The 26,697-nt window shown below is 57.9% G+C and carries 20 protein-coding genes; 5 read left to right on the top strand and 15 right to left on the bottom strand.

Annotated elements, in window-relative coordinates:
• Positions 1–209 precede the first annotated feature (209 nt).
• Positions 210–1,817: an SBBP repeat-containing protein gene (locus VMJ32_13320; protein HTQ40002.1), complete on the top strand. Its 1,608-nt coding sequence runs from the start codon at positions 210–212 to the stop codon at positions 1,815–1,817.
• On the opposite strand, the gene VMJ32_13325 is transcribed toward VMJ32_13320, so the two are convergent.
• Complete coding sequence (locus VMJ32_13325) at positions 1,814–2,923, bottom strand: hypothetical protein (protein HTQ40003.1); 1,110 nt, start codon at positions 2,921–2,923, stop codon at positions 1,814–1,816. The two genes, VMJ32_13320 and VMJ32_13325, sit on opposite strands and share 4 nt — an antisense overlap.
• Before the next feature lie 235 nt (positions 2,924–3,158).
• On the bottom strand, positions 3,159–3,617 hold the full coding sequence (locus VMJ32_13330; GenBank protein ID HTQ40004.1) for a hypothetical protein: 459 nt from the start codon (positions 3,615–3,617) through the stop codon (positions 3,159–3,161).
• Between the two features lie 186 nt (positions 3,618–3,803).
• Between VMJ32_13330 and queG the strand changes: the two genes are divergently transcribed.
• Entirely contained in the window at positions 3,804–4,922 is a 1,119-nt protein-coding gene (gene queG / locus VMJ32_13335) for a tRNA epoxyqueuosine(34) reductase QueG (GenBank protein HTQ40005.1), read from the top strand.
• Positions 4,923–4,924: 2 nt separating this feature from the next.
• Here queG and VMJ32_13340 read toward each other — a convergent pair whose 3' ends face one another.
• The 10 genes from VMJ32_13340 to VMJ32_13385 all read right to left on the bottom strand — a co-directional run bounded on the left by VMJ32_13340 (position 4,925) and on the right by VMJ32_13385 (position 17,038).
• A complete protein-coding gene (locus VMJ32_13340; protein HTQ40006.1) occupies positions 4,925–6,055 on the bottom strand; it encodes a tRNA-dihydrouridine synthase in 1,131 nt (376 codons plus the stop codon).
• A 54-nt stretch (positions 6,056–6,109) separates the two neighbouring features.
• On the bottom strand, positions 6,110–7,564 hold the full coding sequence (gene zwf / locus VMJ32_13345) for a glucose-6-phosphate dehydrogenase (GenBank protein HTQ40007.1): 1,455 nt from the start codon (positions 7,562–7,564) through the stop codon (positions 6,110–6,112).
• A 74-nt stretch (positions 7,565–7,638) separates the two neighbouring features.
• Positions 7,639–8,421, bottom strand: coding sequence for an SDR family oxidoreductase (locus tag VMJ32_13350; protein ID HTQ40008.1), 783 nt, complete (start codon positions 8,419–8,421; stop codon positions 7,639–7,641).
• A 5-nt stretch (positions 8,422–8,426) separates the two neighbouring features.
• A complete protein-coding gene (gene gndA / locus VMJ32_13355; protein HTQ40009.1) occupies positions 8,427–9,860 on the bottom strand; it encodes an NADP-dependent phosphogluconate dehydrogenase in 1,434 nt (477 codons plus the stop codon).
• Between the two features lie 141 nt (positions 9,861–10,001).
• Positions 10,002–10,910: an HAD hydrolase-like protein gene (locus VMJ32_13360; GenBank protein HTQ40010.1), complete on the bottom strand. Its 909-nt coding sequence runs from the start codon at positions 10,908–10,910 to the stop codon at positions 10,002–10,004.
• A gap of 200 nt (positions 10,911–11,110) precedes the next feature.
• Positions 11,111–12,436 (bottom strand): diphosphate--fructose-6-phosphate 1-phosphotransferase, encoded by a 1,326-nt coding sequence (locus VMJ32_13365; GenBank protein HTQ40011.1) that lies wholly within the window; start codon positions 12,434–12,436, stop codon positions 11,111–11,113.
• Positions 12,437–12,561: 125 nt separating this feature from the next.
• The gene (locus VMJ32_13370; protein ID HTQ40012.1) at positions 12,562–12,735 is read right to left on the bottom strand and encodes a hypothetical protein; all 174 of its coding nucleotides are present in this window, start codon (positions 12,733–12,735) and stop codon (positions 12,562–12,564) included.
• 11 nt (positions 12,736–12,746) lie between these two features.
• Positions 12,747–14,423 carry a serine/threonine-protein kinase gene (locus VMJ32_13375; GenBank protein HTQ40013.1) on the bottom strand — a complete coding sequence of 559 codons (1,677 nt, stop codon included), beginning with the start codon at positions 14,421–14,423 and terminating at the stop codon, positions 12,747–12,749.
• A 150-nt stretch (positions 14,424–14,573) separates the two neighbouring features.
• Complete coding sequence (locus VMJ32_13380) at positions 14,574–15,644, bottom strand: DUF1559 domain-containing protein (protein ID HTQ40014.1); 1,071 nt, start codon at positions 15,642–15,644, stop codon at positions 14,574–14,576.
• Positions 15,641–17,038 (bottom strand): dockerin type I domain-containing protein, encoded by a 1,398-nt coding sequence (locus VMJ32_13385; protein HTQ40015.1) that lies wholly within the window; start codon positions 17,036–17,038, stop codon positions 15,641–15,643. The genes VMJ32_13380 and VMJ32_13385 overlap by 4 nt, the downstream gene beginning before the upstream one ends.
• Positions 17,039–17,410: 372 nt before the next feature.
• Here VMJ32_13385 and VMJ32_13390 point away from each other — a divergent pair, with 372 nt between their 5' ends.
• The 3 genes from VMJ32_13390 (at position 17,411) to VMJ32_13400 (ending at position 21,606) form a co-directional block, all read left to right on the top strand.
• Positions 17,411–17,872, top strand: coding sequence for an NUDIX domain-containing protein (locus VMJ32_13390; GenBank protein ID HTQ40016.1), 462 nt, complete (start codon positions 17,411–17,413; stop codon positions 17,870–17,872).
• A 29-nt stretch (positions 17,873–17,901) separates the two neighbouring features.
• The gene (locus tag VMJ32_13395; GenBank protein ID HTQ40017.1) at positions 17,902–19,038 is read left to right on the top strand and encodes a hypothetical protein; all 1,137 of its coding nucleotides are present in this window, start codon (positions 17,902–17,904) and stop codon (positions 19,036–19,038) included.
• Positions 19,039–19,287: 249 nt separating this feature from the next.
• Positions 19,288–21,606 (top strand): fused MFS/spermidine synthase, encoded by a 2,319-nt coding sequence (locus VMJ32_13400; protein HTQ40018.1) that lies wholly within the window; start codon positions 19,288–19,290, stop codon positions 21,604–21,606.
• A gap of 62 nt (positions 21,607–21,668) precedes the next feature.
• On the opposite strand, the gene VMJ32_13405 is transcribed toward VMJ32_13400, so the two are convergent.
• The 3 genes from VMJ32_13405 to VMJ32_13415 all read right to left on the bottom strand — a co-directional run bounded on the left by VMJ32_13405 (position 21,669) and on the right by VMJ32_13415 (position 26,450).
• Positions 21,669–22,748, bottom strand: a complete 1,080-nt coding sequence (locus VMJ32_13405; protein ID HTQ40019.1) for an arabinan endo-1,5-alpha-L-arabinosidase — start codon at positions 22,746–22,748, stop codon at positions 21,669–21,671.
• A 10-nt stretch (positions 22,749–22,758) separates the two neighbouring features.
• A complete protein-coding gene (locus VMJ32_13410) occupies positions 22,759–23,367 on the bottom strand; it encodes a hypothetical protein (GenBank protein HTQ40020.1) in 609 nt (202 codons plus the stop codon).
• A 71-nt stretch (positions 23,368–23,438) separates the two neighbouring features.
• Positions 23,439–26,450 (bottom strand): VWA domain-containing protein, encoded by a 3,012-nt coding sequence (locus VMJ32_13415; GenBank protein HTQ40021.1) that lies wholly within the window; start codon positions 26,448–26,450, stop codon positions 23,439–23,441.
• Positions 26,451–26,697 lie beyond the last annotated feature (247 nt).

Genomic DNA, 26,697 nt, shown 5'->3' on the forward strand with positions numbered 1-26,697 from the left:
CGCAATGAATCATTATCCTTCTGCCTATTCTACGCCAACTTACGCCGCTTGTCCGCTTCCATTCGCATTGAATGCGCAGCAGGCATCGCAAAAATCATTTGACCGGCATTTTCCACCTATTTAGACTGGAATTTGAATCTTGCCGAGTCTTGACGGAGGCAAAGCACGTATAATTTGCGGCGATGGCGTGCCGTTGGAGAGTTCAGTCCATGCAGATTGTGCGACTCAACGCCGCTTTAGTCTTCCTCTGCTGCCTGTCGGCGGTGAGCGGAATTGCCCAGGCGGCGACGCCGTACTCGATGGATTGGCTTGAGCAATTCGGCACCAGCGCTTGGGACCAGGCGTACGGCGTTTCGGCGGATGGTACAGGCAACGTTTATGTGACAGGCGAAACCGCCGGCTCGCTGGGCGGGACCAACGCTGGTTTTTATGACGCGTTCGATGCGAAATACAACATTCAAGGCGTCGCCCAGCAAACCACCCAGTATGGCGACACCGGCAGTGACGTCGGCACCGGCATTTCTGCGGACAGCTTGGGAAACGTCTTCGTGGCCGGTTACTCGCAAGGCCCGCTCAACGGACCAAATAATGGCGGCTTTCAAGCGCAGTTAAGCAATTACACTCCGGCTGGAACGCTGCAATGGTCGCAATATATAGGTCCGGTGCAAACTTACGCCTATGGCGTTTCCGCCGATGGCCAGGGGAACGCTTATATCGCCGGTTATACCACGGGTTCGTTGAATCAACCGAACGCCGGCGGATACGACGCCTACGTCGCTAAGTATGATTCGACAGGCAACGCGCTGTGGACACATCAGTTTGGAACGAGTGCACAAGATCAAGCCCTTGGAGTCGCCGCCGACGGTGCGAACAGCGTGTACGTAACGGGATCGACGCAAGGCTCGCTGGGCGGAACCAATGCCGGCGGGTACGACGCTTTCGTCAGAAAATACGATGCGGCGGGCAATTTGCAATGGACTCAACAGCTGGGCTCGGCTGGCAATGACATCGCTGAAGCGGTGGCCGCCAAATCGGGTTGCTTGTACATCGTGGGCAATACTTCTGGGTCATTGGGTGGAACCAACGCCGGCTTGGCCGACGCTTTCATCAGCAAATTCAGCTCGGCCGGAGTGCTGCAATGGACCAAGCAATTTGGCACCAGCGGCAACGATTACGCCGACGGTGTGGCCGCCGATGCTAATGGCAATGTTTTTGTGGTGGGCTATACCCAGGGGGCGCTCGGCGGAACCAACGTCGGCGGTTATGACGCTTTTTTGAGCGAATTCAATGCTGCCGGAAATCTGCAGTGGACCCAACAACTGGGCAGCCCTGGAAACGATTTTGCCACGTCCGTTTCGGTCGACGGTTTTGGTCATGTGTTTGTCGCTGGCGACACAACCGGCTCGCTGGGCGGGACAAATGCGGGATCGTATGACGCCTGGCTGGCGCGGTTTTCGCCCGTGCCAATGCTGGGCGATTTCAATCGAGATGGAGTCGTCGACAGCGCCGACATCAACGCGATGATGGCCGCCTTGACCAATTTGTCCAATTACACAACAGACTACGATCTGTCCCCCGCCCAACTTTTGGCCATCGGAGATTTCAACGGCGATGGCGTCATTACCAACGCCGATCTGCAGGGACTGTTAAAAGCCCTAATTGACGACAGTTGGCAGTATCAGCCTGTCCCGGAGCCGGCAAGTTTTCTGCTGCTGGCGATGGCCGGAGCGCTGTGCCTGTGGGAAAGAAAGCGCCGCAGTGGGGTTTTTGCGAGGCCGAATCCCGAATTGAACTTTCTTCGCGACCAATCGGGTTAATGCATCGGCGCGACAATGGTCGTCTGCGATGGAGCCGCGGCAACCGGCGGAGTTGGATAGTAGGGCGCCGCATTATACGGAGTCGCTGCCGGCAGCTCGGAAATATCTGGAATTCGTCCGCTCGCGGTCGATGCATTACCGACCGAAGCTCCACTCGCAGCCGAATTAGCGAGCGATTGATTCAATGTGGCGGACGAGCTGCTTCCGCTCGTTTGGCTGCTTGCGCCCGCTGGAACTGCAGACATTGTGCCACTGGGACGGAACAAGCCCGGCGCTGCGCCGCCCGCCGCATTGGGCGGTGTATTTGAATTTGATGAATTGATGGAGTTAGATAGTTCAATAATGCGAATCGGACTCTGAGACGACGTTGTCGATGCACTGCTTTGACCCGCGCCTCCGGAACCTTGGGTTCCGTTTGCGGAACTCTTTCCCGCCGGTTCCCAATGCGTAGCGGGGGTCACCGCATTTCCGGAGGCGCCTGCCCCACCCGATGCAAGAGTGACGCCAGCCGGCGGGCTGGCTAATGTTGGTGTGCCGGTCGAATTCGGCGGCGAACCATTTGTCGCGGCCAAGACGTTCGCGCCGGGCATTGTGGACGGCGGTTGCGCCAAGGTGGGCGTGCCATATTGAGGCCCCGTTGCCACCTGCGGATAACCAGGATAAGGATTTGTTGTGCCGCCTGGCGGACCGTAAATCGGTCGAGTGGCGGCGGAAATCGGATAAGCCGCCGGGCTTGCCCCGGGGGGTGTGGCTGGCGTAGGTTGCGGCGACACGTTCGGCGTGAATGAAGACATGCCGCCGGCTGGCGCTGGCGAAAAATTCATCGGCACACCGCCACGCGGCAGTGTGGGAATGGCTCCCGCAGGAGCCGGGCTGCCCATCGGCGGGCTGGTAACCGGCGCGGTTGCAGGCGGCGTAGCATAGCTTCCAGCGGGCGTGCCGTAATAAGGTTGACCCGGCGGCGGAGTGGCAGTAGCCGGCGGCGGAGTGGCAGTAGCCGGCGGCGGAACAACCGTCGGACCCAAAAACGGATCGTTCACCGGCTGCGGGCTACGGCAACCGGCGCACAGGGCCACAGCCATCAACAGGCCCGAGATCCGCTTCATCGGGGAACTCCTTTTCGCCCTTCGCCTTATCACTGTGCGATTTCGAAGACAGATGTCTTGGAAAAAACTTTGGCCCCGAGAATCAATGCTGCCATGCAAGATGAGGGGCGAGTAGATTAACGAAATAGCCCGTTTTGTCCAGACCGATTTTTAGGCTTTCATCGGTGCTGGCTGTCAATAAAAACGGAGAGCGCGGAACAAGTCCGCAACTCTCCGCGAAGAGGAACCGCCGCGACTATTGGCTAATGATTTGCGTGCTAGCTGTGGCAGCGACCAGGCCCGAGGACTTGATGAATGGATTGATCAACACTTGCGGCACTTTGGGTGTGTAGGAGGCCGTATGTGCCGACGATGGTTTGGCCGGCTTGCTTTCTTTATTTTGCGGCACGTACGGATTGATGATTTCCTGCGGCACGTCGGCGGTCACTTCCGGAGTCATGGTTCCCGGCGGATATGCAAACGGGCTCCAGCCGTAACTGCGCGGCACAGGCAGGCTGTAATATACTGGCGGGAACATGGAGAAGTACGGCACTTCTTCTACACGCGAACCGTACAGCCCATACGGAAAGTTCACGCCGCACCCACCCCAGCCGCCACATCCGCCGCAGTACGGACTTTGCGCCGTTGCGCGCGAACTGTAACACATGGCCACGATCGCCAGCGCCACCCCAGTAATTGCTATGATTCGACTCATTGCCAGGTCCCTCACAGAATGTAAAACAACGATCTAAGAAGTTGAATTCAGCGTTCCGCTAAAACCATCTTCTACACTAAACAGCCGCCAGTGCGGTTACAACAGTTGAGGAATGACAATTTCCAGCCTTCTTTCTGACTTCGGCGCGGGTCGAGAATTCTCGGCCATTGATGGATGACTAACCTGATGGCGAAAACTTCGATCACGGTTGAACTTAAAGCCCAAGCGGCGCGGCTGGGGTTCGATTTGTGCGGGATTTGCCCGGCTTTCGAGCCGCCGGGAGTGGATCGGCTGCAAACTTGGCTGGCGGCTGGCTATGCCGGGCAAATGCATTATTTGCCAGACAGAGCTAAAGCCGCCGCACATCCGCGGCATGTGTTGGACGGTGCCCGCAGCATTGTGATGCTGGCGATGAATTACCGCACGGCCGAACCGGCAGAACCCAAGTCAGGGCAGGGGAGAGTTTCGCGGTATGCCTGGGGCGCCGATTACCACGATGTGATCCGCTTGCGGCTGACGGAATTGGCCGACTGGTTGAGAGTGCAATCGCCGGGCGCGAATGTGCGGGGCGTGGTCGATACGGCGCCCTTATTGGAACGGGAGTTTGCACAGTTGGCCGGCCTGGGCTGGATCGGCAAAAACACGCTGCTGCTCAATAAACAAATTGGAAGCTGGTTCTTCCTGGCCGCGCTTTTGACGGATGTTGAACTAGAATATGACACGCCGCATGAAACCGATCATTGCGGCACGTGTCGTGCTTGCCTGGATGCCTGTCCCACCGGCGCGTTTGTCGATGCCTATGTGCTTGATGCCCGGCGGTGCATTAGTTATTTGACGATTGAGCTGCGAGAAGCCATTCCTACTGAATTGCGCAGCGGCGTGGGACAGTGGCTGTTCGGCTGCGACGTGTGCCAAGATGTTTGTCCGTGGAACACTCGAGCGCCGATTTCCACCGAGCCGACCTTTCAGCCCGTCGAGGGAATGAATGCGATCGAATTGGCCGCGCTGTTTGAATTGGACGACGCCGGCTTTCGCCAGCGGTTCCGGCACACCCCGTTGTGGCGTGCTAAACGCCGCGGTTTGCTGCGCAACGCAGCGATTGTGCTGGGCAACATGCCGGATGCGGCAGCGCTGCCGGCGCTGATTCGTGGATTGAATGATGGCGAACCGCTGGTCCGCGCCGCCTGCGCTTGGGCGCTGGGAAGTTATGATTGTGGTCCGGCGGCTATGGAAGTAGACAAACGACTGGCGGTCGAACAGGACGACGCCGTGAGAAAAGAAATCCAACATAGCCGACAGCGCTAGAATCACTCAACGACTTCGCACTCGGCGGTTTCGTCGACATCCAATTCTGGATGCCGGCCGGGTAAATCTTCGGCGTAATACGCTTCGAGTACTTGTTGCAATTCATGCGGCCGGCGGACGGCAATGAAGGCATCTCGAACTTTCAGCGACTCCGGATGCAGCCGCGAATACTTGATGCCGAATTTGCGCATTTGTCGGCCGCAGGCTTCGGGGCCATAAATTTCGGCCGCGAGGCGATAGTGTTCCGCGATGATGCGGCGCTGCTCGTGCAAGCGGGGCGGATCGGGGAGTCCCGGCGCGCCGGGAGCGGCCAAGGCGCACACTTGCGAAAAAATCCACGGGTTGCCGATCGCGCCGCGGGCGACGGTGACGCCATCAACGCCCGTGTAACGCAGCATCTCCAAACATGCTTGCGGTGTGAATAAATCGCCGCTGCCCAAAACGGTGCGCTGGCCGGCATGCTGCTTTACTTCGCGCAAAAAATCCCACGAGCTGGCACCGACGTAGCGCTGCTCCACCGTGCGGCCGTGAACGGTGATGGCAGCAACGCCACGATGGAATGCGCCGTCGAAAATGGTGAAGAACTTGTCACGGCTGGCGGCGCTATCATCCAGGCCGCGGCGCATTTTCACCGTGACGGGAATGTGCGGCGGAACGGCCGCTCGCACTCGGGAAACAATTTCCAGCGCGGTTTCCACTTGCCCCAACAGAAATCCGCCGCGGCATCGGCCCAACACTTTTTTTACCGGGCAGCCGAAATTGATGTCGATGATGTCGAACCCCGCCTGCACCAATCGCTGGGCCGCGGGAGCAAAATCGTCGGGATTGGCTCCCATCGATTGACCGCCCACGGGATGTTCTTCGTCGGCCACGTGCAAGCGCCGGTTGCTTTTTTTAGAGTGCCCGGTCGTGTTGACGAATTGATCGAGCAGCACTTCACACAGCGTGTAGGGCGCGCCAAGGCGGCGGGCAATCACCCGCATGGCTGCGTCGCTGTAACCAGACAGCGCCGCCTGCACGACGGGAAAGCCGATGTGCACGTTGCCGATGCGAAGATCGGGCAGGCGACTGGCAGTAGGCGGTAGACAGTGGGTAACTGCTTCCGCAGCAATCGGTGGTTGAACGCTGGCCATGAACGGCATTTTGCATCGCGATTGTCACTCGATGCAACACCGGGCAGAAAATACTCAATGTAACACCGGGCAGAAATCGAACCATTCGCGGCCTTGGGATTGCATCCATTGGCTCGATTCTTCCGGTCCCCACAGCCCGGGCTCGTAAATGTACAGCTTGGGTTCGCGGCGCTCCTGCCACGTCTTGAGAATGGGGTTGATCACGCCCCAGGCGGTTTCCACCTCGTCGGCGCGAGCAAACAGCCCGGGGTCGCCTTGCATGGCATCGAGCAGCAAGCGTTCGTATGCCTCGGGCATGACGCCGTGAAATTCGCGCTGAAAGCTAAAATCCAAATCGGCCTGGCGCAGCTTCATGCCGGCATCAGGAATTTTTGTTTGGAACAAAAGTTGAATGCCTTCAGCCGGCTGGACTTGAATCACCAGCCGATTGCCCCCTTGAATGCCGCGCGGGCCGCAAGGAAACAACATCAGTGGCGGAGCGTTGAACTGGATGACAATTTGCGAAGTGCGGCACGACATGGCCTTGCCGCTGCGCAAATAAAACGGCACGCCCTGCCAGCGCCAATTTTCCACGCACAGTTTGGCGACCGCAAAAGTAGCGGTTTGGCTGTCCGCCGGCACATCTTTCTCCGTCGTGTAACCCCGATATTGGCCGCGGAGCGTGTTGCGGACGACGTCATCCGACGACATGACGCGAATGGCGGACAGCACCTTCAATTTTTCATCGCGCACAGCATCCGCCTGATACCGGGCCGGGCATTCCATCGCCGTCATGGCAAGCAATTGCAGCAAATGGTTTTGAAACATGTCGCGCAGCACGCCGCTTTTGTCGTAATACCCACCACGGTGTCCGACGGTGACATCCTCGGCGGCGGTGATTTGCACGTGATCGATATAGCGGCGGTTCCAGACCGGCTCAAAAATGCTGTTGGCGAACCGCAGCACCAACATGTTTTGCACGGTTTCCTTGCCCAGGTAATGATCGATGCGATATACCTGCTTTTCGGCGAACACTTTGTGTACGGCGGCGTTCAAGTGCTGCGCGCTGGCCAAATCGGTGCCGAAAGGCTTTTCGATAATCACGCGGCGCGGGCCTTGGCTTTCGTCGGCCAGACCGGCCGAGCCCAAATTCGCCACGGCCTGTTCGTACAATTGCGGCGCGGTGGACAGATAATACAACCGTGTGCTTGGCCGACCTTGTTCAATTTCGGCGAGCGTTTTAGCCAGCGCGGCAAAATCGGACGGCTGGCTAATATCGCCGGCTTGATAAAACAACGACGGCGCGAACTGCTGCCAGAAGGCGTCGTTCCATTCCTTTTCGGTGAATTTTTGCGTCGAAGCGGCTAAATCTTTCCGCCACTCGTCGTGCGAAAATTTCGACCGCGAAACACCCACCACCCGCGTCCCCGGCGGCAACCGTTCCTTCCGCGCCAATGAAAATAGCGCGGGAATCAGCTTCCGGCTGGTCAAATCGCCCGAGGCGCCGAAGATAACAATGGTATTCGGCATGACGGCGCCTCCACGAATTAAGGCTTAGGAATCAGGGCGCAAGACACACCATTGTAGAAGCCTGGGTGATTTTTTCAAATCGTCATGGATGTGAACCCGCCGTCGACATACAACTCCGCTCCGGTAATAAAGCTGCCAGCCCGTGGTGAAAGCAATAATAGCGCGGCACCAATCAACTCGCTGGGTTCGCCGAAGCGGTCCATCGGCGTGTGCCGCATGATATTTTCGACGCGAGTTTTATCCAGAATTTTTCGATTCTGCTCTGCCGGAAAAAAACCGGGACAAAGCACGTTCACGCGCACTTTGTGCGGCGCCAACTCGCGGGCCACGTTTTTGGTGAGGTTCACTACGGCAGCTTTCGAGGCCGAATAAGCGAAAACGCGCGATAATGGCACGCCTGACGACGCACTGCCGATGTTCAAAATTGCTCCGCCGCCATTTTTCGCCATATGCCCGCCGAATATTTGGCAGCCCCAATGTGTGCTAGTGAGATTGGTGAGTAAAACTTTGTTCCAGTCCTCATCAGTTGCTTCCAAGTACGGTGTAGCGGCGTTGACGCCGGCACAGTTCACGAGCAGATCGACACGGCCGCACACTTTCAACGTATCGGCGAGCAATTCTTCGATCGACTTTCGCTGCGTCACGTCGACCGGCAAGAATTTTGCTTGCCCGCCGAGTTTTACGATAGAGGCCACTCGGGCGTTGCCGCGTTCTTCGCCCCGGCCGGCCACCACGGTGAGCGCGCCGGCTTGAGCAATTCCCTCGGCCAGCGCACCGCCGAGCACGCCCGTGCCGCCGATGACGACGGCGACCTGACCGGTCAGATTGAACAAGTTTTCAACGAATGATAGAGCCATGGCGGTTATTTCGGTTGGCGGCGGAGATGGATCCATTCAGTATGGAACGCGCCGGGTTTGTCGAGGCGTTGGTAGGTGTGCGCGCCAAAATAATCGCGCTGCGCCTGCAGCAAGTTGGCGGGCAATCGTTCCTGGCGAATACCATCATAATATGCCAGCGCGGTCATGAAGGCGGGCGTCCAAATGCCAAGACTGACGGCGGTTGTGACGGCGTGTCGCCAGGCGGTTTGCGCTTTTTGCAAAACGTCGCGAAAATACGGAGCCAGCAGCAGGTTCTCCAAATTTTTGTCGGCGTCGAACGCTTCTTTAATGCGTTCCAGAAATGCGGCCCGAATGATGCAGCCGCCGCGCCACAACAGGGCAATGCTGCCGAAATCCAAGGGCCATTTGTGTTCTTTGGCCGCCGCTTGCATCTGCACAAAGCCCTGGGCGTAGCTGCAGATTTTGGAAGCGTACAGCGCCTGGCGAACAGATTCGATAAATTGCTTCGGGTCGTCCTCGTAACGGCCGGTCGGACCGGGCAACACTTTGCTGGCGCGAACACGCTCTTCTTTCAGCGCCGATAAGCAACGGGCATACACGGCCTCGGTGACCAACGTGCTGGGCACGCCCAGATCGAGGGCAAGTTGGCTCATCCATTTTCCAGTGCCTTTGGCGCCCGCCGCGTCGAGAATGACATCGACCATGTCCTTGCCGGTCTCAGAATCTTTCACGCTGAAAATATCGCGGGTAATTTCAATGAGGTAACTGTCCAGCTCCCCTTTGTTCCACTCGGCGAAGACATCGTACAGTTGGGCATTAGTGAGATTCAGGCCCGAGTGGAGCATGTTGTAGGCTTCGCAAATGAGCTGCATGTCGCCGTACTCGATGCCGTTGTGAACCATTTTTACGTAATGGCCGGCACCTCGGGGACCGACCCAATCGCAGCAGGGAATGTCGTTGTTCGGACCAACTTTGGCGGCGATGGCTTGAAAAATGGGCTTGATCATCGGCCACGCCGCCGGGCTGCCGCCGGGCATCAGGCTGGGGCCTTTCAGTGCTCCTTCTTCGCCGCCCGACACTCCGCTGCCAATGTAAAGCAGTCCCTTGCTTTCGACATATTGCGTGCGGCGTTCGGTATCGGAAAACAGCGTGTTGCCGCCGTCGATGATGATGTCCCCCCTTTCCAACAACGGCAGCAATTGCTCGATAAGCCCATCGACCGCGGGGCCGGCTTTGACCATCAGCATGACTGTGCGTGGCCGGCTGAGACTTTTGACCAGCTCTTCCAGCGAATGGCAGCCGACGAATTTTTTGCCGGCGGCGCGGCCTTGAATGAAATCGTCGACCACGCTGGTTGTGCGGTTGAACACCGCCACGCGATAGCCCCGGCTTTCGACGTTCAGCGCCAGGTTTTCGCCCATCACGGCCAGGCCGACGAGTCCGAAATCGCAGTTCATGGTGGGGAACAGGGTGAGGAGGTGAGTGGTGAGGGAGTGAGTGGTGAGAGTGTAACTGGTGTCTGCATAAAGCCGCGCCGCTGGTCGCGCTGCCTCGAATTTTGGTCAAACGGTACTTCAGCGCGACCAGCGGTCGCGGCTTTATGATTTCTTCTCCCACGGCGGGTGTTCGGGCAAATACGATTCGAACTCGGCCAACAGTTTTTGCTGATATTCTCCGGCGAATGTGCCTTTGAGGAAACGGTCGATGCCCTCGTCGTAAAAACGCTTCCAACTGGCTTCTTCCGCGCCGGGATTGATGGGGAAAAATAAGGCGTGATTAGCCTCAGCCGCTTTATAATCGCCCGGGGCGTCGCCGATCATCAGGGTGTGGTGGGCTTCGTATTTTTTGGACGCGGCCAGCAGTTCTTTTTTCGTGCCCAACTCCTGGCCGCAAATGGCGATCACATATTTGGCCAGATCGTGCTCTTCCCATTCGCGCTTCAGCGCCTCGGTTGGCGTGGCGGAGACGACGAGCAAATCGGCGTGCGACTTCAGCTTTTCAAAACTTTCACGGACGAATGGAAACGGCGGCACCCAGCGAACGATTTTTTCCACCGCTTCGTTCACTTCCTTACTCCAGGCAATGGCTTGTTTCAGATCGGGATGGCCGCTCGTTTCGGCCGCCTTGGCCAGTGCGGGATTGGCGAGCTTGGTTTCGACCTTGATCCACTCGACCAAGCCCTGCGGCATGGTGATTGTGACGCCTCGGGCCTGCACTTCCGGCCGCTTTTGCAGCCACTCCAAGGTTTCGATGAGCGCGGGAAAGCGGTTGATGCCGCGACTTTTGGAATACAAGTTCACAAACTCCGCCGCCTCGCGGGCATATTTGCTCACGCCTTGCAGGCCGTAGTGGTTGATGATTTGCGGAATGAAGCATTCTTTGTGCTTCAGCTCCATGGTGTCGAAGGCGCAGCCGTCGCTGTCGATGCCGACAAGAAATTTGTGCTTAGGCGTGAAGTCGATCATGTTCGGGGCGAGAGGCAGTTGCGACTTGATGTGTTGCGGCAAAAAACGGGAAAAACGGGGGAAAACGGTTCAATAAACGGTATTAAACGGCAAGAAAACCGTGGGAAACGGTCGGGGCGATTTTGGGCACGGATGATCGGGAAAACGGCGTCGGTGTTCGTAAGTGATCATATGTACAAACTCCATCGCTATTATGCCAACAGCGCTGGCTCAGTTTCAAGGGAAAAATTGGGCCACCGTAATCATTTCGCGTCGGCAGATGAATCGTAAATCAGCGACTTTTTGCGTTCGGCTTGGGGAATATATTTTGGCAGCTTTTGTGCGGCGTAAATCGGCTTGAATTTTGTCAGGCGTTGGCGGCCGTCGAGCATGGGGAGCGTGACCAGATCGTCGCCGACCAGCGGACGGCAGTAGCGGACAAAATCGTCGGTTACGTCGCAGCCGTTTTTGGTGATCCAGTGCTTGGGGAACGTGCGGTCAGCGGCAGCCACTTTTTCCAGCGGCACTTTGTCGTATCGCGCCGAGTAAATCGGTCCAGGCTCACGCAAAATCGTGGCCATGAAGCCGCCTTCGCCACGGGCGGCCAGCAGCGCGGCCATTTGACCGCTGCGGTAGGCTTCTTCCAGATCGACCGTGGAAGCGTAGGCCATGGCGTGGCGCTGATCGGTGCCGGGCACATTACCGCGGGCCGCTCCTTTGGCAGCCAGCCCGACTTTGTTCAAGTGATTGACCACGATTTGCGCTACGGTAAGCTGGCTGGCGCTGAAGGAAGTGTGGCCAAACGAATCTTTCACCGCGCCGATGTCGCCGACGTCGAACCCTTCGCTGATGACGACGAGGCAGCGGCCGGACTGTTTCAGTTCATCGTTCACGTTGTCGGCCAGTTGTGCCAGCGTTGAGGGACTTTCGGCCAGGTAAATTTGCAGCGGCATTTCGCGGGCCGGATCAGCCAACCGGGCGGCGGCCGGAATGTAACCGATTTTGCGCCCCATGGCTTGCATCACCAGCACCGGATCGGCCGGCGAGCTGCCGGCGTTTTCTTCGTTGGCGTTTTGCACCATGTGCATCCAGTATTTGGCGGTGCTGCCGTAGCCGGGCGTGTGATCGACGAGTTTGAACTCGCTGTCGCCCACGTCATTGTCGATGGTCTTCGGCACGCCGACGGCAATTAAATCCAGCCCACGCTCCCGGGCGAGGGCGGCAATTTTGTGGGCGGTGTCCATCGAATCGTTGCCGCCGATGTACAAAAAATAGCCGACGTCGTGAGCTTTCAGCACGTCGATGGTGCGGTTGAAATCTTCGGTCTGTGCCGGCTTCAGCTTGTAGCGGCACGTGCCAATGGAGCCGGCCGCCGGAGTGAAACGCAGGAGCGAAACCTCTTCGGCATCTTGCGCGGTTAGATCAAGCAGTTCTTCCTTAAGCACCCCTTCGATGCCGTGGCGTGCTCCGTAGACCGTGCCAATTTCCGACAGTTGCCGTGCGGTTTCGATGATGCCGCGCAGGCTGTTATTGATAACGGCGCTGGGCCCGCCGCTTTGGGCCACGACCATGTTGCGAGGTTTTGCCATGAAAGGTGCCGTAGACAGCGAGAGCGTGGAATGGCTGCGGAACGGCACATTTTAACGCCTATATTGCAGGGCAGCAATGCACCGGCGGCGGCAGAAATGGCCCACACTGAACAAGAACTATGCAATTACCGCAGCGGGGATGCCTGCGTTGGCTGGTCTGGGACGCCGGAGCGAAACATGAGCAGTTCGTAATGACTGACCTGACGGTCAAGATGGCGATGATCCAACCACCAACCGACGCCTAGAGCCAACACGAAGATGAGCCAGAAGATGTCGCGGATCGTGAAGCGAAAAAGCATGACCAGGAAAATTAGCTGCTGGGTTCTTCGGTCAATGTGTCGAGCTTTTGCTGGAATTCCTTGGTGGCCTTCGTGGCATCATCGCCCAACGCTTTATTGTCACGCGTGATGATGCTGCGGAGCATCGCCAGAATTCGCGGATTGAAATACTGCCTGGCGCGGGGCGAATTCCGATCGGCCGGCAGGAATTTATCCAAGTCCGAAATCTTTTGGAGGCTGCCTTTATAATCGTTGTCGAGCGAAAGGACGATGGCTTGACCGGCCAGGCCGTCGGCGCGCCATTGGGTATCGTCATCGGGATAATCTTTCGCCAGGCGTTCGAACAGTTGCAGTGCTTTCGCGCGGTCCTGTTTGTCAAACGTATCGAGATACTTTAAGGCCAGTTCTTCTTCGGCCATCGGTACGTACAGCCGATCGTGGAAATTCGTAATGACGCTTTGCCAGGCGGTTTCGGTCCCCTGGCTTTGTGCGTATAAAAACTGCTGCTCCGGGGTGGCCATCAGCTCCAGTTTGGGTAATTCGGAGGCCGGCACGTCAAGCAGGAACGAACCGTGCAGTGCCCACGCCGATCCGGCGCCAATGAACAACGCCGCCAGCGAGCTGGCCGCGGCGTACCAGAGCCAACGGCGATTATGGATTTGAAGCATGGCCTGGGTGTGCATGACTGTTTGCAACCGCTGCGTGGCGGCCCAACCTCCTTGGGCCAAGGCGATGGATTCCACGCCGCTTAGTTCGTCCAATTCGGCGGGCCACTGCATGTCGACGCCTTCGAATTGCAACGCACGCAATTCCTGCAACAATTCGCGGGGACCCTGTTGGCGCTCGGTGGGATCTTTGGCCAACATTTTATGGATGATGCGGCATAAGGCCGGCGGCAAATCGGGCCGCAAATTCTCCAGCCGTTCCGGCTGGGTGCGCACGTGCTGTATGGCCACGCTCAGCGCGGTGTCGCCGCGAAACGGCGGTTGTCCGCTCAGCAAGTGGTAACAAGTCACGCCTAAGCTGTAGACATCGCTGCGTGGATCAAGTTGGCGGCCTTCGACTTGCTCCGGGCTCATGTACAGCGGCGTGCCCATGGTGATGCCCACTTGCGTCAGCTTCAGCGTCTCTTCATCGCCGGTACCGATGCGGGCCAGGCCGAAATCGGCGACTTTCACCTCGCCGCTGCGGGCCAGCATAATGTTTTCCGGTTTGATGTCGCGATGGACGATGCCGCGTTCGGCGGCTTTGCACAAGGCGGCGGCCACCTGCCGCATTAACGCCACGGCCAGTTTCACCGGCGGTGCGCCGTTGCGGCTTATGTATTGCGACAGGTTTTGACCTTCGACATATTCTTGGGCAATGTAGTGCCAACCATCGATGCAGCCGACTTCGTAAATTTGCACGATGTTGGCTTGCACCAGCGAAGCCGCCGCCTGGGCTTCCATGTGGAAGCGGCGGACATAGGTGTGGTCGTTAGCCAGCTCGCGCTTGAGCGCTTTGAAAGCCACTTGCCGGCGAAGCGAACCTTGTTCGGCTAAGTAAACGTCAGCCATTGCCCCGCGCCCCAGGCGGCGCAGCAGGCGATAATCACCCAACTGGCGGCCGGAAAGATCGAGATCGAAGCCGGCTTTGTCAACACCGCTGCCGGCAGCGCCGCTACCGGCGCCAAGGGGAGCCGTTTCACCGGTGGTATGTGCCTGGCTCATTTCCTTAAGTATCGCTGGGGTAGGCGCGGTTGACAACGGTGGAAACGGGGCGTGTAAAAGTCAGTTCGTTGGGACACGGCTTTTATTGATTTCACGATGGTTTGATATGCAGATTCGCACAGTTATGGCTTCGTTTGGTGCATATTCTGCTTACGGCAAACCCGTCGGCTCGCCGCCAGCGCGGCTGGCCAGGGCCTTCCATAAAGCCGTGCTGATCGTATCCGACACAAAGTGTGTAGAGCCGTCCGCTAACAATAAGTTTACGCCACCCTGGTGCAAGCTGCGGGCGGTGCGCCAACCGAACGGGGTAAACTCGTACTGGGGGCCGCCGCCTCGCAGTGCGCCCATGCAGTCAGGCAGGACGTGGTTTGGCGGGTAATAGTGGTTGTACATGGCACAGCGAAATTCCCCGCTAACCCAGGCGAAGCCGCGCGGATCGGTGAAATTCCATTGCGTCGCGGCGGCACAAGCGTTATCGGTCAGAGGCGCGCTGAGAACAAATTTATAATCTGTGCGCGGGTTGCCTTTCGTGACGTTCGAGTTGCCGAGCACGCCCAGCGTGCTTTCCGACATCAATGCCGTTTTGCTGGCGCCATCAGTGATTTGTGCGAACTTAATGTGCGAGTTGACAAAAAACGGCCCATCCGTGTTCAACGGGGTGCCTCCGTTCAGGCCGGTTCCTCCGCACACGGCATAATTCGTGGGAGCAAAGCCTGGCGAAACCACTTGGCCGTGATCGCTGGGACACAGGAACAGTGAAATCACTTGCGCGATGCCCTGGATGTTCGTGGCATTGGCGACAAACACTCCGTCGGCATTTGGCGCGTACAGCGGCGCCTCTAAATTCAACAGGCTGGCGGCGTTTTTCTCTTCGAGGTAGGGGGCCAAATGCGCCAGCGCCGACCAGCGATAAAACGTCCAGGCGTTGGCCGGATCGCCGGGATCGGCCTTGGAATCGAAGCCACTGGGCAAGCTGCCGCGTGCCGCATGATAGTGATGCGCCGCAATTCCCAACTGCCGCAAATTATTGGCGCATTCGGAACGCCGGGATGCTTCGCGAGCGCTTTGCACCGCCGGCAAGGCGAGCGCCATCAGCAATCCAATTATGGCAATCACGGCCAGCAACTCGATTAGCGTGAATGCCCGACGCCCATCGCAGGCATCAAGCGGACATTTGAAAGTCGCTGGCGATTGAAAATAGATAGGGCAGGGGGTGGTCATTTCAGCGATCGCCGACGACGGGTGTGGAAACCGAGTGCCGCCAGCGCCAGGCCGGCCAGCGCAACAGCGTTGGGTTCGGGAACGCTCGCGGTCGACGAGCCCCCTTGGTTCTGCAGCAAAACCAATAGCGCCTGCAAATCTGCGTTGGTAATCTTCCCATCGCCGTTGACGTCGGCGATGGTATCCAATTGTTGGTCGGTTAATTGCTTCAGCGATTCGAAATCACTCAAATTGGCCAAGGCCCTAGTCAATGCTTGGACGTCGGCGGCATCGACCAAGCCATCTAAATTCAAATCCCCCCGCCGCACGCCAATTGCGACCGACGAGGCGGCAAATCCCGAGGCAATGGTCGTGGGATCGCCGCTTGCCTGCACGAGACCATCGGAGTCGATGGTGAAGCTGTATTGAAGCACTTTGCCGTCCGGCGTTGGATTGGGATCCATCGGATTCATCGGGTTGCCATCGCCCAGCACGGCCACGTAAATGCTTTTGCCGTCCGGACTCAAGACCAAGTCGGAGGGAAAATTATTAGGCACGTCCGCCGGACCGGGAATGGTGGCGAACACGCCTTTGTAATTCCCGTTGGCGTCGTACTTCAAAATGTTATTCCCTTCCAGGTCGACCACCAGCAACGTATTGTGGACGAACAGCAAACCCGCTGGATCTAACGGAGATACAGGGCTTGCCGTGTTGCCTGACTCGTCGGTTGCCGGGTAAGCAAAATTGGTTTGCACGCCATTGCTAACCTTTACCACGGCGGGCACATAAGGCGGAGAACCTGCTGGATCGCCGTAGAGCGGGCCGGCAAAACTGCTGGCATAGAGGTCGCCATTGGGAGCAATGGTAAACGAGCCAGCGCCATACAAACCAGAAGCGGCATCCGTGGGAGAAGCGGCTGCCGTGAGCGCTCCCGTGGTGGGATTTTTGGTTACGGCAAACTGTTCCACGCTGTCGCCGTTGTTATCTGCCACGTACAAGGAGCCGTTGTAAAATTGCAGGTGCGCGGGCGCCGCGGGAATGTACCCTCCAACGGCTGGGCTGTAATCATCGGGCAGCGTGGCAAACGCACTCAAGAAAGTGCCATTGGGGCTGTATTGGAGCACCTGGCCGACGCCATTGGGATTCTCGTCGTTAACTGTGTTGCTGCTGACATAAACATTGCCGTCCGGGCCTATGGTGACTCCCGTCGTTAGGTTCAGGCCGCCGCTTCCGGAAGGAACAAGGGTGGTGAAATTCGACCCCGAGTCCCCAATTTGCTGCACGCTGCTGCCGAAATAATTGCTGACCAATAAATCAAACGAGTCGGCCCGCGACGCGGAAGTCATCGTGTTCCACAACAATGTGATGAGTGCCAAATTCGTAACGCATGCCAACCGCACACTTATCTTGTTCATGGTAAATTTTCTCAGAGAATGTGTAGGGGGTGGAAAGCACGAGGCGAGTTGCTCCGGAGCCTGCCAGATCGCCAAAAAACTCGACATCGGGGGGACAAACAACCGGGGGGCAATGGGAAACTGTCGCGATCCCCGAAACGCGGCAAACGGAGGGTGGGAAATCGACCGACCGAGATTTTATGGACCCAAGGCTATAAATTCAGTTGGCGATTGCCCCAGATTCTAACAGAGGTAAATTGGGATTTCAACAAAAGGGGAAGGGGCTTGCCTCGGCACCGCACTAGAAGAGTGTAGGGCCACAATCAGCGGCGAAAAGCCAATCTATGGTTGACTTCGAATCTGTTGTTAAGGAACCGAGTTGCGAGCCACAGCATGATTGAATCGGCAGGATTGCTTGTTTATCGCCGGCTGGGTGAACGGTTGGAAGTGCTGCTGGTGCACCCGTCGGGCAATTACAATCGGCGGGCGCCGTGGAGCATTCCCAAAGGATTGCCCGACGCAGGCGAAACCTTGGCGGCGGCAGCGGTGCGGGAAACGCTGGAAGAAACCGGCGTGGACGTGGGCCAATCGGAAACGGCGGCGGCCAGGGTTGAGAATACTTCGTCGGCACAAAATTTAGCACCGCTGGGGCACATCGATTACACTCGCAGCCGCAAACGGGTTCACGCCTTTGCCATTGCAGCGCCGGTCAATGCCACGCCGCGTGCGGCCAGTTGGGAGGTCGATCGGGCCGAGTTTTTCCCGCTCGACGAAGCAGTGCGGTTAATCCATCCCGATCAGCGGCTTTTTTTGGACCGGCTGGAAAAACTGCTGGCGGGCGGCGAAATGGCGTGAAAGATAATGCTGCGCCGAGTTGGAATCAAATGCCTGCATTCGCGGCTAATCCCCGCTATATTCAAAAGATGCTCAACGACGAATCGATCTTACGCGGCACGCTGCACGTATTCGTGGCGTTCGATTGGGGAGACGAAATCAATTTGGAACGTGCGCGGCAGTTGTTGCCGACACAAAGCGAAGAGTTGGCGCGGCGGCGGCGCACGCCCAGTTCCATTGGTTATCGGCCGGCGCCGCTGCGGTATCCGCTGCGCGTGCCCCCCATCACGCTGCCGGAATTAGACGCGGTTCAAACTGCCGCCGAAGCGATTGTCTTCGATTTCGGCGGCGTCAGCGTGTCGTTACAAATTCCCTTCGCACTAACTGCTGCAGCATTGGCGCGGCTAGCAGGCGCACTGGCCGATCCGCAATCGCTGGTCGATACCGCCCGCTCGGCAACGGCGGAACTGTTCCAAAAGCTGCGGCCCGCAATCCAAGACCCCGACTGGAGTCCGCTCGGGGAAGAATATTTCGTGTTCCAAATTCCGCCGTGCGATGCCGTTCCGCCACCAGAGGCGCTATTGGAAAATCATGCCGGCTGGCTGGCAGGGCTGGTGCGTTTGGAATCGGAACCGCTGAGCTCCAGCGAGATCGAAGCGGCCCTGCAATCGCGCATCAGTTACACCCCCGGCGACGTGCTGTTGGCCGCCTGGTCAGCTTCGGTATTGATCGACCGAGACTGTGAAGAAACGCTGCAGGCCATCGAGTTCGCCAATTTGCAATTGCTGGAGTACCGCTACATCGACAACTTGCTGGACGAGCGGCTCGCGGCGGCGTACACAACCATTCATCGCACCGTCCAACGCGTGTTGCCATTTTGGCGCAGCCACAGCCGCCCCCTGCGTCAATTGGGAGAACTGCGAATTGACGCCATTAACTTATTCGAACGCACCACCAATGCGCTCAAAATGGTGGGCGACCAGTATTTAGCTCGGGTCTATCGTATGATCGCCGCTCGCTTCCATTTGAACGAATGGGAACAAAGCATTCGCGCCTCGCTGGATGTCGTCGAGGGAGCATACCAAGTGGTCAGCGATCAATCGTCCACGGTCCGGGTAGAGCTGCTGGAGATCACCGTAATTTTGCTGATTGCCCTGGAGATTCTATTGGCGCTATTCCGGCACTGAACGAATCCGGGGATCGGCCGAGAGTCGTAAAAGGTGCGGAAAAAACGAGACGGATAGATGTGCTGATTTTCTGCGCGAGATGATTGGCATACCGCCTACAAGGGCGGCGGAAGAGCGCCGCTAGAGCATTTTTTAGGGTCGGCATCGAATTTGCTCATCTTTCCCCGCCATTTTCTCACGCTCCCTCCCACCATCTTATCCCGCCATAAAACCTCAATGAGTGTCGATTCTCTTCCGGCATCGCCTTCGATGCCTGCGCTTCCTGCGACTCCTAAGAGTGACATCCATGTCGCCGAATTGACTTCACCCGAAGCAAAGGCCACCGCAGTTTCGGCTGCGAGGTCGTCGCCAGTGGAAGGGCCCGTTCGCCGGTTGCCTACCATCTTTCACGAGCAGACAAAACCGCTGGTCACCGGCGGCGGACCTCAATGGCTGGGTTTGATGTTTGCGCTGACCATTCTGGTTAGCGCCTTTTTGTTGTTTCAGGTGCAGCCGCTGATTAGTAAGTTCATTTTGCCCTGGTTCGGCGGCAGCCCCGCGGTTTGGACAACTTGCATGTTGTTTTTTCAATTGACGCTGTTCGGCGGGTACGCATACGCCCATATACTGACGCGATTTTTTTCCCCACGCAAGCAGGGCGTGGTGCATCTCTCGCTCATTGCACTGGCCCTGGCACTGGCACTGCCCACGATCGCGCCGTCGGTGAGTTGGAAACCGCTCGATCCCAGCCATCCCACAGGTCGCATTTTATGGCTTCTGGCGGCCACAGTCGGCATGCCCTATTTCTTGCTTTCGACCACGGGCCCCTTGGTGCAAGCCTGGTTTGCGCGGGCATGGCCGGGGCGCTCGCCTTACCGGCTGTACGCGCTGTCCAACGCCGGCTCGTTGGCGGCGCTGGTAACTTTTCCGTTCGTGTTCGAACCGGCCTTCGCCTCCGACACGCAGGCGGGAATGTGGACCGCGGCTTTCGGATTGTTTGCGGCGTTGTGCGGCGCATGCGCCGTGTGGATTTTACGGTTGCCGCAAACCGAACCGGGCGCGGCTGGCGCGGCAGCCCTTGCGACCCATGACACTCTGACCGACGTCCATCGCTTAACGCTTGTTGCACAACGGCCCACCGTCGGTCGGCGCATGCTGTGGATCGCGCTGCCTGCTTGCGCATCGCTGATGTTGTTGGCCACCACCAATTACGTGTGCCAAGACGTGGCCGTGATTCCGTTTTTATGGGTCGTGCCGCTATCGTTGTATTTGTTGACGTTCATCATTTGCTTCGATCATCCACGCTGGTATCGGCCCATGCTGATGGGCGTGGCGGCACTAGCGCTACTGATTTTATCTGCCGGCGCGGCGGACGATCTGTTCGATCTATTCCAAATTCGGATGACGTTTGTGCATGAGCTGGCGCTCTATTTCAGCACCATGTTTTTCGCCTGCCTGGTGTGTCACGGTCAGTTGGTCCGATTGCGCCCGGCGCCCCGCTTTTTAACAGAATTTTATTTGCTGATTTCGGCCGGCGGTGCCCTGGGAGGCGTGTTTGTAACCCTGATTGCGCCGCATATTTTCCGCACCCATTTCGAATGGACCTTAGCCCTCGGGGCCAGCCTGATCGTGGCCGCAGCGGTTTTGATTGAGGGCATCCTTCGCTGGGCCGGCAACGCGCCTCCGCGCAATCTCGGAAAGTGGCTGGCATTTGCGGCCGTCGGAATTGCGGCACTCGGAAGTGTCCATTGGTTAATCGAAACTGCCAGCGGCAGCTCCGAGGCCATTTACCGGGCCAGGAATTTCTACGGCACCGTTTCGGTCTTGGAAAGCGACCGTGACAATCCCGACATGCACCATCGCACGTTTGTTAGCGGCACGACTCGGCACGGACGACAGTTCATGGCGCCGGACAAGCGGCGCATTCCAATTTCCTATTTCGCGGAGCATACCGGCATCGGCCAAACCCTGAAGTACTTTCAAAATCTGCCCGGCGCTCGTTTCGGCGTTGTAGGCATGGGCGTGGGCGTGGTGGCCACGTATGCCAAGCCGGGGCAGTACGTTCGGTTTTACGAAATCAACGAGCAAGTGAACGACATCGCCCACCATTATTTTACGTTTTTAAGCGATTGCCTCTGTCCATACGACGTGGTGTTATCGGACGCCCGCTTGGCATTAGAGCGTGAACTGGCCGCCGGCCAGCCGCAACATTTCGACGTGTTGGCATTGGACGCCTTCACCGGCGATGCTCCTCCCGTGCATTTGCTCACCGACGAGGCTTTCGCCATCTATCTGAAACACCTCAATCCCGACGGCGTGATTGTCGTAAACATTACCAATCGGTACATCAACCTGGCGCCGGTCATCAACGCCGTCGCCAAAAAATACGGCCTGGGCGTGACGCGGGTCATGACCGACTACGAGCCGGAAAAGCTGCTCTACCGCACCGATTTTATGATGCTCACCCGCAACCAAAATTTCTTGGCGGCCGTGCCGCCCGTGCTGTTGGCAGAATATCTCCAGCCCGACTACGATGTGCCTCTGTTCACCGACAAGTTCAGCAACTTATTTACCATTTTGAAAAAATAGCGGAAGCTCAACGCGCTGTTTCTCTTTGCCTTTTCACCCGCTGCCGCACGACTGCTTTGCCGTTACTGTGCCTCGTCCAGCTTGCCCACCACTGGCCAACCGTCGGCGCCCCAAGTAAGTGGGCGGACGCTCAACTTGCTGACGCCGCGATCGGTGCCGTCGTAAAAGTGGCAACTGAACCAATATTTGCCCTGATCTTCGATGATTCCCGCGTGACCGGGACCAATGAACGGTCCGTCACGATCGAGCAGAATCGTGCCACCGGTAAGCAACATGTCTTTCCCGTCTTTGTCGAGGTACGGCCCGGTAACTTTATCGGCCCGGCCGATGCAAATGCGATACGTGCTGTTGACTCCGCGGCAACACAGTCCCTGGTTCACAAACAGGTAATAGCGGCCGTCGTGAAAATAAATGTACGGCGCCTCGATGGAATCCCAGTGCGCCAACGAAACCATCGGCGAGTCGGGCGAAATGCGCAAGCCGGTGGCGGGGTCCAACTCGATGAGCTTGATGCCGCTCCAAAAAGAACCAAATGACAGCCACAGCTTCCCGTCTTGATCCAAAAAGGCGGCCGGATCAAGGGCATTAAAATCGTCGGTTTCTTTCGATTGCACGACGATGCCACCGTCGGTCCAATGGTAAGCGGGATCCGAAGGATCAAGCGTTGGATTCGTGGCCACGCCGATCGCCGAAGTGTTTTTTCCAAAACTCGACGCGGCAAAGAACAGCAGGTACTTATCGCCCACGTGAATGATGTCGGGCGCCCAAAAATCGTTGCCGCGGTTGCGCGGAATCGCTTGCTTGACCCAAGCCGGAGGATTGGCGTTGGCTCGCGGACCACGGATCCAATGTTCTAAATCCTTGGAATGAAACGACGGCGTGTTGGTTCCCGTGGCAAAGACCCAAAATTCATCTTTGCATTTGACGATGGTGGATGGATCATGAACCCGAATGCCGCGGTTCCCATCGCGCCGCAACATTTCTTGCTGTTCATCCGTGGAAGGCGCCGCCGGATTCGAAACTGCCGGTTTCGAAGCCGATGGATTCGAATCCGACGGATTTTGCGCAAACATGACCACCGCGGCATAGGCCGTCATAAATCCAACCGCACCCACGGCAAACAATTGCCACCGGAATTTCATGCGCGCTCCATTATTTGGCAGACGACGGTGTTACGGTTCGCGGTGTCAGCTTTAAATCGTCCAGCCAAATCGAAGTCGGCTCGATGGGAGTAATGACCAAATGCGCGTGGGAATCGGTCCCGCGGGCATGAAGACTAACCGTGTAATTCCGCCAGGGGCTGGCCGCGGCCTCAGCCGGTGTGTCGGGGTTATCTCGTTCGCTGTGGCCAATTTCCGGCAGCGTGGTTCGTGCCAGAACTTTGCCCTCCGCTGTTTCGAGCGAAAAAACCAGGCCGATCGAGCCGCCCTCCGTGACGGCGGAAAAGCTGATGTCGTACCAGTGGTCGTCGTAAACGTCGATGGGCGTGCTGTTGGTCGCGCCGGCGCGGCCTTTGCCGGAGTCCGCGGTTTTGGTAACGCTGATGTGCAACAGATGTGGGCTGGTGCGCTGCGGATGCTTCGCATCTTGCTCGATAGTTCCCGCGGCTTCCCCCTCTCTCAACAGCGACCAGCCGGTTGGAAAGTTGATTCCGGCCCAATGCGCGTGGGGAAAATCCGATTTGGTCTGCGCAATGGCACTTCGGCAACTGTAGAGCGCATAAAGGGCGAGCGCAATCGACCAGAGCTTGCGATGGTGCATTGGCATCCCCCAAGGACACAGCCGTTGGCATTACCGCATCGACGGAGCCGGCCCTTATGTTCGCGGCGCTTTCAGTGCCTGTCAAGTTGCCGGCTGATTTGCTGTTTGGCTTTGAGCAAACGCGTGGTGTACTCTTCCGAAGCAGCTTCCTCACCGGCCGCGGCAGCCATGGGTGGTTTCTCCAGTGCCTTGTCTTCATTCATCGTCGTCGCCTCGAGCAGGGCGGTAGTCGAGCCTCTTGAAAACTCATGACCGTCAGCCACGGGTTCCCAGCGCAAGGACGATTTCTGCGATCCCACTGATTCTACAACCGCCGCCTTGCGGCTGCGCAACCGGGCAATCGTTTCTATCACCGCCGGCGTCTGGCGCCGCAGAAAACGGTTGCGAATACGCTGGGGAAGCCGCACGAGCCAGCCGAAATTAAATCGGACTCGCCGCACAATAATGTCGCACAGGAAAACGTAACTGGCCCATAACAGCAACTGCGGCCACGCATCTTGGCTGCTGACGGCCGGACGCAAATCGTGCCGAAACACGTCGGCCGAGAGCAAACCGGGAAGGCCGTAGTGGTCTTCATCCTGGATCACTCGTCCCGGCCGGCCTCCGGCGGGCGTGATGCCCGCCAGTTCGGCCAGGAAATGGTCGTTCGATTGCCGGTCGAGAAATTCGGAAGAGTAGGGGACGTTGACTCCGCTCAATATCGGCGCCGACCCCGGCGACGGCGTGAGCGTGAAAAAGTAACTGCCGGCGTCGGGCACATTCACTTCGCCCACGTAGCGGCCCGGCGCAGTCTGGCGAAGCTGCACCGCGTGCGACCGCATGTCGGGCCCGATGACACTGCCGCTAGGCGTAAGAAAATTCAGATAATTGTCGTTCTGATCGAAGGCGTTGATCGTCAGCCGCAGTTTGCCATCGCGGACTTCCGAATCGATCACATACTGTCCCTGATTACCCGCCGGACGCAACGACCAGCGGACCATTTGGCTAAATAGTTTGTCGTAATCGGACCAATCGGTCCAACGACTGGCCCAGCGGTGCCCGGCATCGGTGGTGAAGGCCACCACTTTTCCCAGGCCGTACGTCCACGTCGCCAACAGGCTGCGGTTTTCGTCTTCGACCGGCAGCGGCGAAACCAGCGGCACTTCGACCAACGGGTTTTCTTTCCGCGTGGTCAATACAAAACCCGTGATGGGCGGTGGCGGCGTCGCGATGCCTTTGAGAATTTCGTGCGGAAATTTGATTTGCGGCTGCAAGCCCGACTCGCGCTCGAAAACCAGCGGCCGGGTTACAAGTCGTGTTTCTTGTTGAAAAATGCGAGGCAGCACACGGGGCACCTTTGCATTGTAGTAGCGTCCGCCACCGGCGTGGGCCATTTGCTCCAGCAGTGCAAAGTCGGCATCGGCGCCCAGGGCCACGGTTGAGGTGGTGATTTTTTCCTGGTGCAACTGCTGGATGAGTTGTGGATAATCGCTGCCCTCGGTCTCGCCGTCGGTCATAATCACCATGTGCCGAACCGTGGCATCGGCGGCGTGCTGCAACTGTTCGTGTGCCATCATAATGGCCGGCTGCATGTTGGTGCCGCCGTCGGCGCCCAATTCATCGATCCGCGATTTGATGGTTTGCGAATCGCCTTTGCGAACCAATGGCACCACCGGGAAGGCGACCGCGTCGAACGCAATGACGGTGACATAATCGGAGTCGGACAACATGTCGACCGAAGCGCCGGCGGCGGCTTTTGCCATGGCCAGCTTTTCGCCGGTCATCGAGCCCGATCGATCAATTACCAAAGCCACCGCATTCACCGGCCGCACCTTGGGGTCTTTCACCTGGCAATCGACGGGCAGCGCCTCTTCCAGTTCGGTATGAGCCCAACCGCCGGCGCCGAAACTGTTGGGACCGCCCAGCATAATCAGCCCCGCTCCCAATTGTTGTGTGTTGGTCACCAGCATTTTAATTTGCGAATCAGTGAAATCTTCCCGCGGCACGTCGGCCAAAATGACGGTGTCGAACGCCTGCAATTGGCCCAGCGATGCGAACAGGTCGTCCGTGGTCATTACCCGCACTTCCAGCTTTTCGTGCTGCAGGCGCTCGATCAGCGGGCGGAAATCGTCCGGCCGCAGCGCATCCACAATAAACAGCACCCGCCCCTGGCCCCGCACCTGCGTGAAGGCAGTAGCAACATTGTTTTCCTTCAAGTAATCGTCCGCGGGATTGTCGGGCACCAAGCGGGCCGTGTACGTGTAAGAATTGGCGACGTCGATTTTTTCGCGCAGGCTGAACACCCGCTTGCCAGGCGGGAGTTCGATGGGTTGATCGATCAACTGCTGTTCGTCGCCGTCGGACTTCCGAAAAATCTGCACGTGGGCCGGGATAGATTTGGCCTCGGGCATGTCGGACGCCAGATTTGCCAACACCACGTGCAGTTCGAACGGCACGCCAATTTGAATTTCAGCCGGTAGCGACAGCTTTTCGACCGCGATTTCCGACCGCGCCTGGTAACGAATGGGAACCACGTCGATCCCCATGCCGTGGGCGGCCAGTTGCCGGGCTTCCTCGGCTGCGTTGCCCAGGTTTTCGTTGCCATCGGTGACGATGACGACGCGGCCAGCGGAATCGGCCGGCAGCGTGGCCATGGCCAAACGCATAGCGCCGGCCAGATTAGTGTAACTACCGTCAAGCGACGTTTCTGCGTGGTTAGTCAGGCGGAGGTTTTCGTCGACGGGTGGATTTTCGACGGCCGGCTCTTTGGCGAACATGATCACCCCGGCCCGATCTTGCCGCTGCGCGCTGCGATGCTGCGCGATCGATTGATTCACATACTCCGACATTGCGATCCGCTGAGTTTCCGGGATGCTGATCGATTGATCCAGCAAATATAACACCGTCAAACGGTCGCTGGTGCGCACATTTTGCATTTGCGCAAGCGCCAGGACAATTAGCACGAATACGGCGGTGCGGAGTGTCAGGATGACCGCTCGCCGCAAGCCGCCAAAACTGGCCAAACTGCGATAGCCCAACGCCCACAAGACGGGCGCAAATAGCAGCAGCGTCAGATACCAGGGATGTTCGAACGCAACAGACACGTGAAAAACACCTTCGCGGCCTGAAAAACCGCGAGCACAACGGCAGAACAAAGGCAGCGGGAGCAGCCGATTGCGAACTCCCAATTTCTATTCTAGCTATGCCGGCCCGGTTGGACCAAGCCGCGGCAAATAATCAAGAAAAGTCAGAAAACCGTTCGGGTTTGGGTGCACATTCTTGCACTCAGATAACGGGGTGGGTTGCTAACGGGCAGAATTAGGCGGATGCTGATTGGAATCGGCTTAAGAG

This window comes from Pirellulales bacterium (assembly GCA_035499655.1).
Lineage (GTDB): Bacteria > Planctomycetota > Planctomycetia > Pirellulales > JADZDJ01 > DATJYL01.

Coding starts and splice junctions, on each gene's coding strand:
- VMJ32_13380 (HTQ40014.1), bottom strand. CDS start 15,644: ATGACCACCCCCTGCCCTATCTATTTTCAATCGCCAGCGACTTTCAAA.
- VMJ32_13365 (HTQ40011.1), bottom strand. CDS start 12,436: ATGGCAAAACCTCGCAACATGGTCGTGGCCCAAAGCGGCGGGCCCAGC.
- VMJ32_13340 (HTQ40006.1), bottom strand. CDS start 6,055: ATGGCCAGCGTTCAACCACCGATTGCTGCGGAAGCAGTTACCCACTGT.
- gndA (HTQ40009.1), bottom strand. CDS start 9,860: ATGAACTGCGATTTCGGACTCGTCGGCCTGGCCGTGATGGGCGAAAAC.
- VMJ32_13370 (HTQ40012.1), bottom strand. CDS start 12,735: ATGCTTTTTCGCTTCACGATCCGCGACATCTTCTGGCTCATCTTCGTG.
- VMJ32_13350 (HTQ40008.1), bottom strand. CDS start 8,421: ATGGCTCTATCATTCGTTGAAAACTTGTTCAATCTGACCGGTCAGGTC.
- VMJ32_13375 (HTQ40013.1), bottom strand. CDS start 14,423: ATGAGCCAGGCACATACCACCGGTGAAACGGCTCCCCTTGGCGCCGGT.
- VMJ32_13320 (HTQ40002.1), top strand. CDS start 210: ATGCAGATTGTGCGACTCAACGCCGCTTTAGTCTTCCTCTGCTGCCTG.
- zwf (HTQ40007.1), bottom strand. CDS start 7,564: ATGCCGAATACCATTGTTATCTTCGGCGCCTCGGGCGATTTGACCAGC.
- VMJ32_13405 (HTQ40019.1), bottom strand. CDS start 22,748: ATGAAATTCCGGTGGCAATTGTTTGCCGTGGGTGCGGTTGGATTTATG.
- queG (HTQ40005.1), top strand. CDS start 3,804: ATGGCGAAAACTTCGATCACGGTTGAACTTAAAGCCCAAGCGGCGCGG.
- VMJ32_13385 (HTQ40015.1), bottom strand. CDS start 17,038: ATGAACAAGATAAGTGTGCGGTTGGCATGCGTTACGAATTTGGCACTC.
- VMJ32_13330 (HTQ40004.1), bottom strand. CDS start 3,617: ATGAGTCGAATCATAGCAATTACTGGGGTGGCGCTGGCGATCGTGGCC.
- VMJ32_13390 (HTQ40016.1), top strand. CDS start 17,411: ATGATTGAATCGGCAGGATTGCTTGTTTATCGCCGGCTGGGTGAACGG.
- VMJ32_13395 (HTQ40017.1), top strand. CDS start 17,902: ATGCCTGCATTCGCGGCTAATCCCCGCTATATTCAAAAGATGCTCAAC.
- VMJ32_13410 (HTQ40020.1), bottom strand. CDS start 23,367: ATGCACCATCGCAAGCTCTGGTCGATTGCGCTCGCCCTTTATGCGCTC.
- VMJ32_13400 (HTQ40018.1), top strand. CDS start 19,288: ATGCCTGCGCTTCCTGCGACTCCTAAGAGTGACATCCATGTCGCCGAA.
- VMJ32_13325 (HTQ40003.1), bottom strand. CDS start 2,923: ATGAAGCGGATCTCGGGCCTGTTGATGGCTGTGGCCCTGTGCGCCGGT.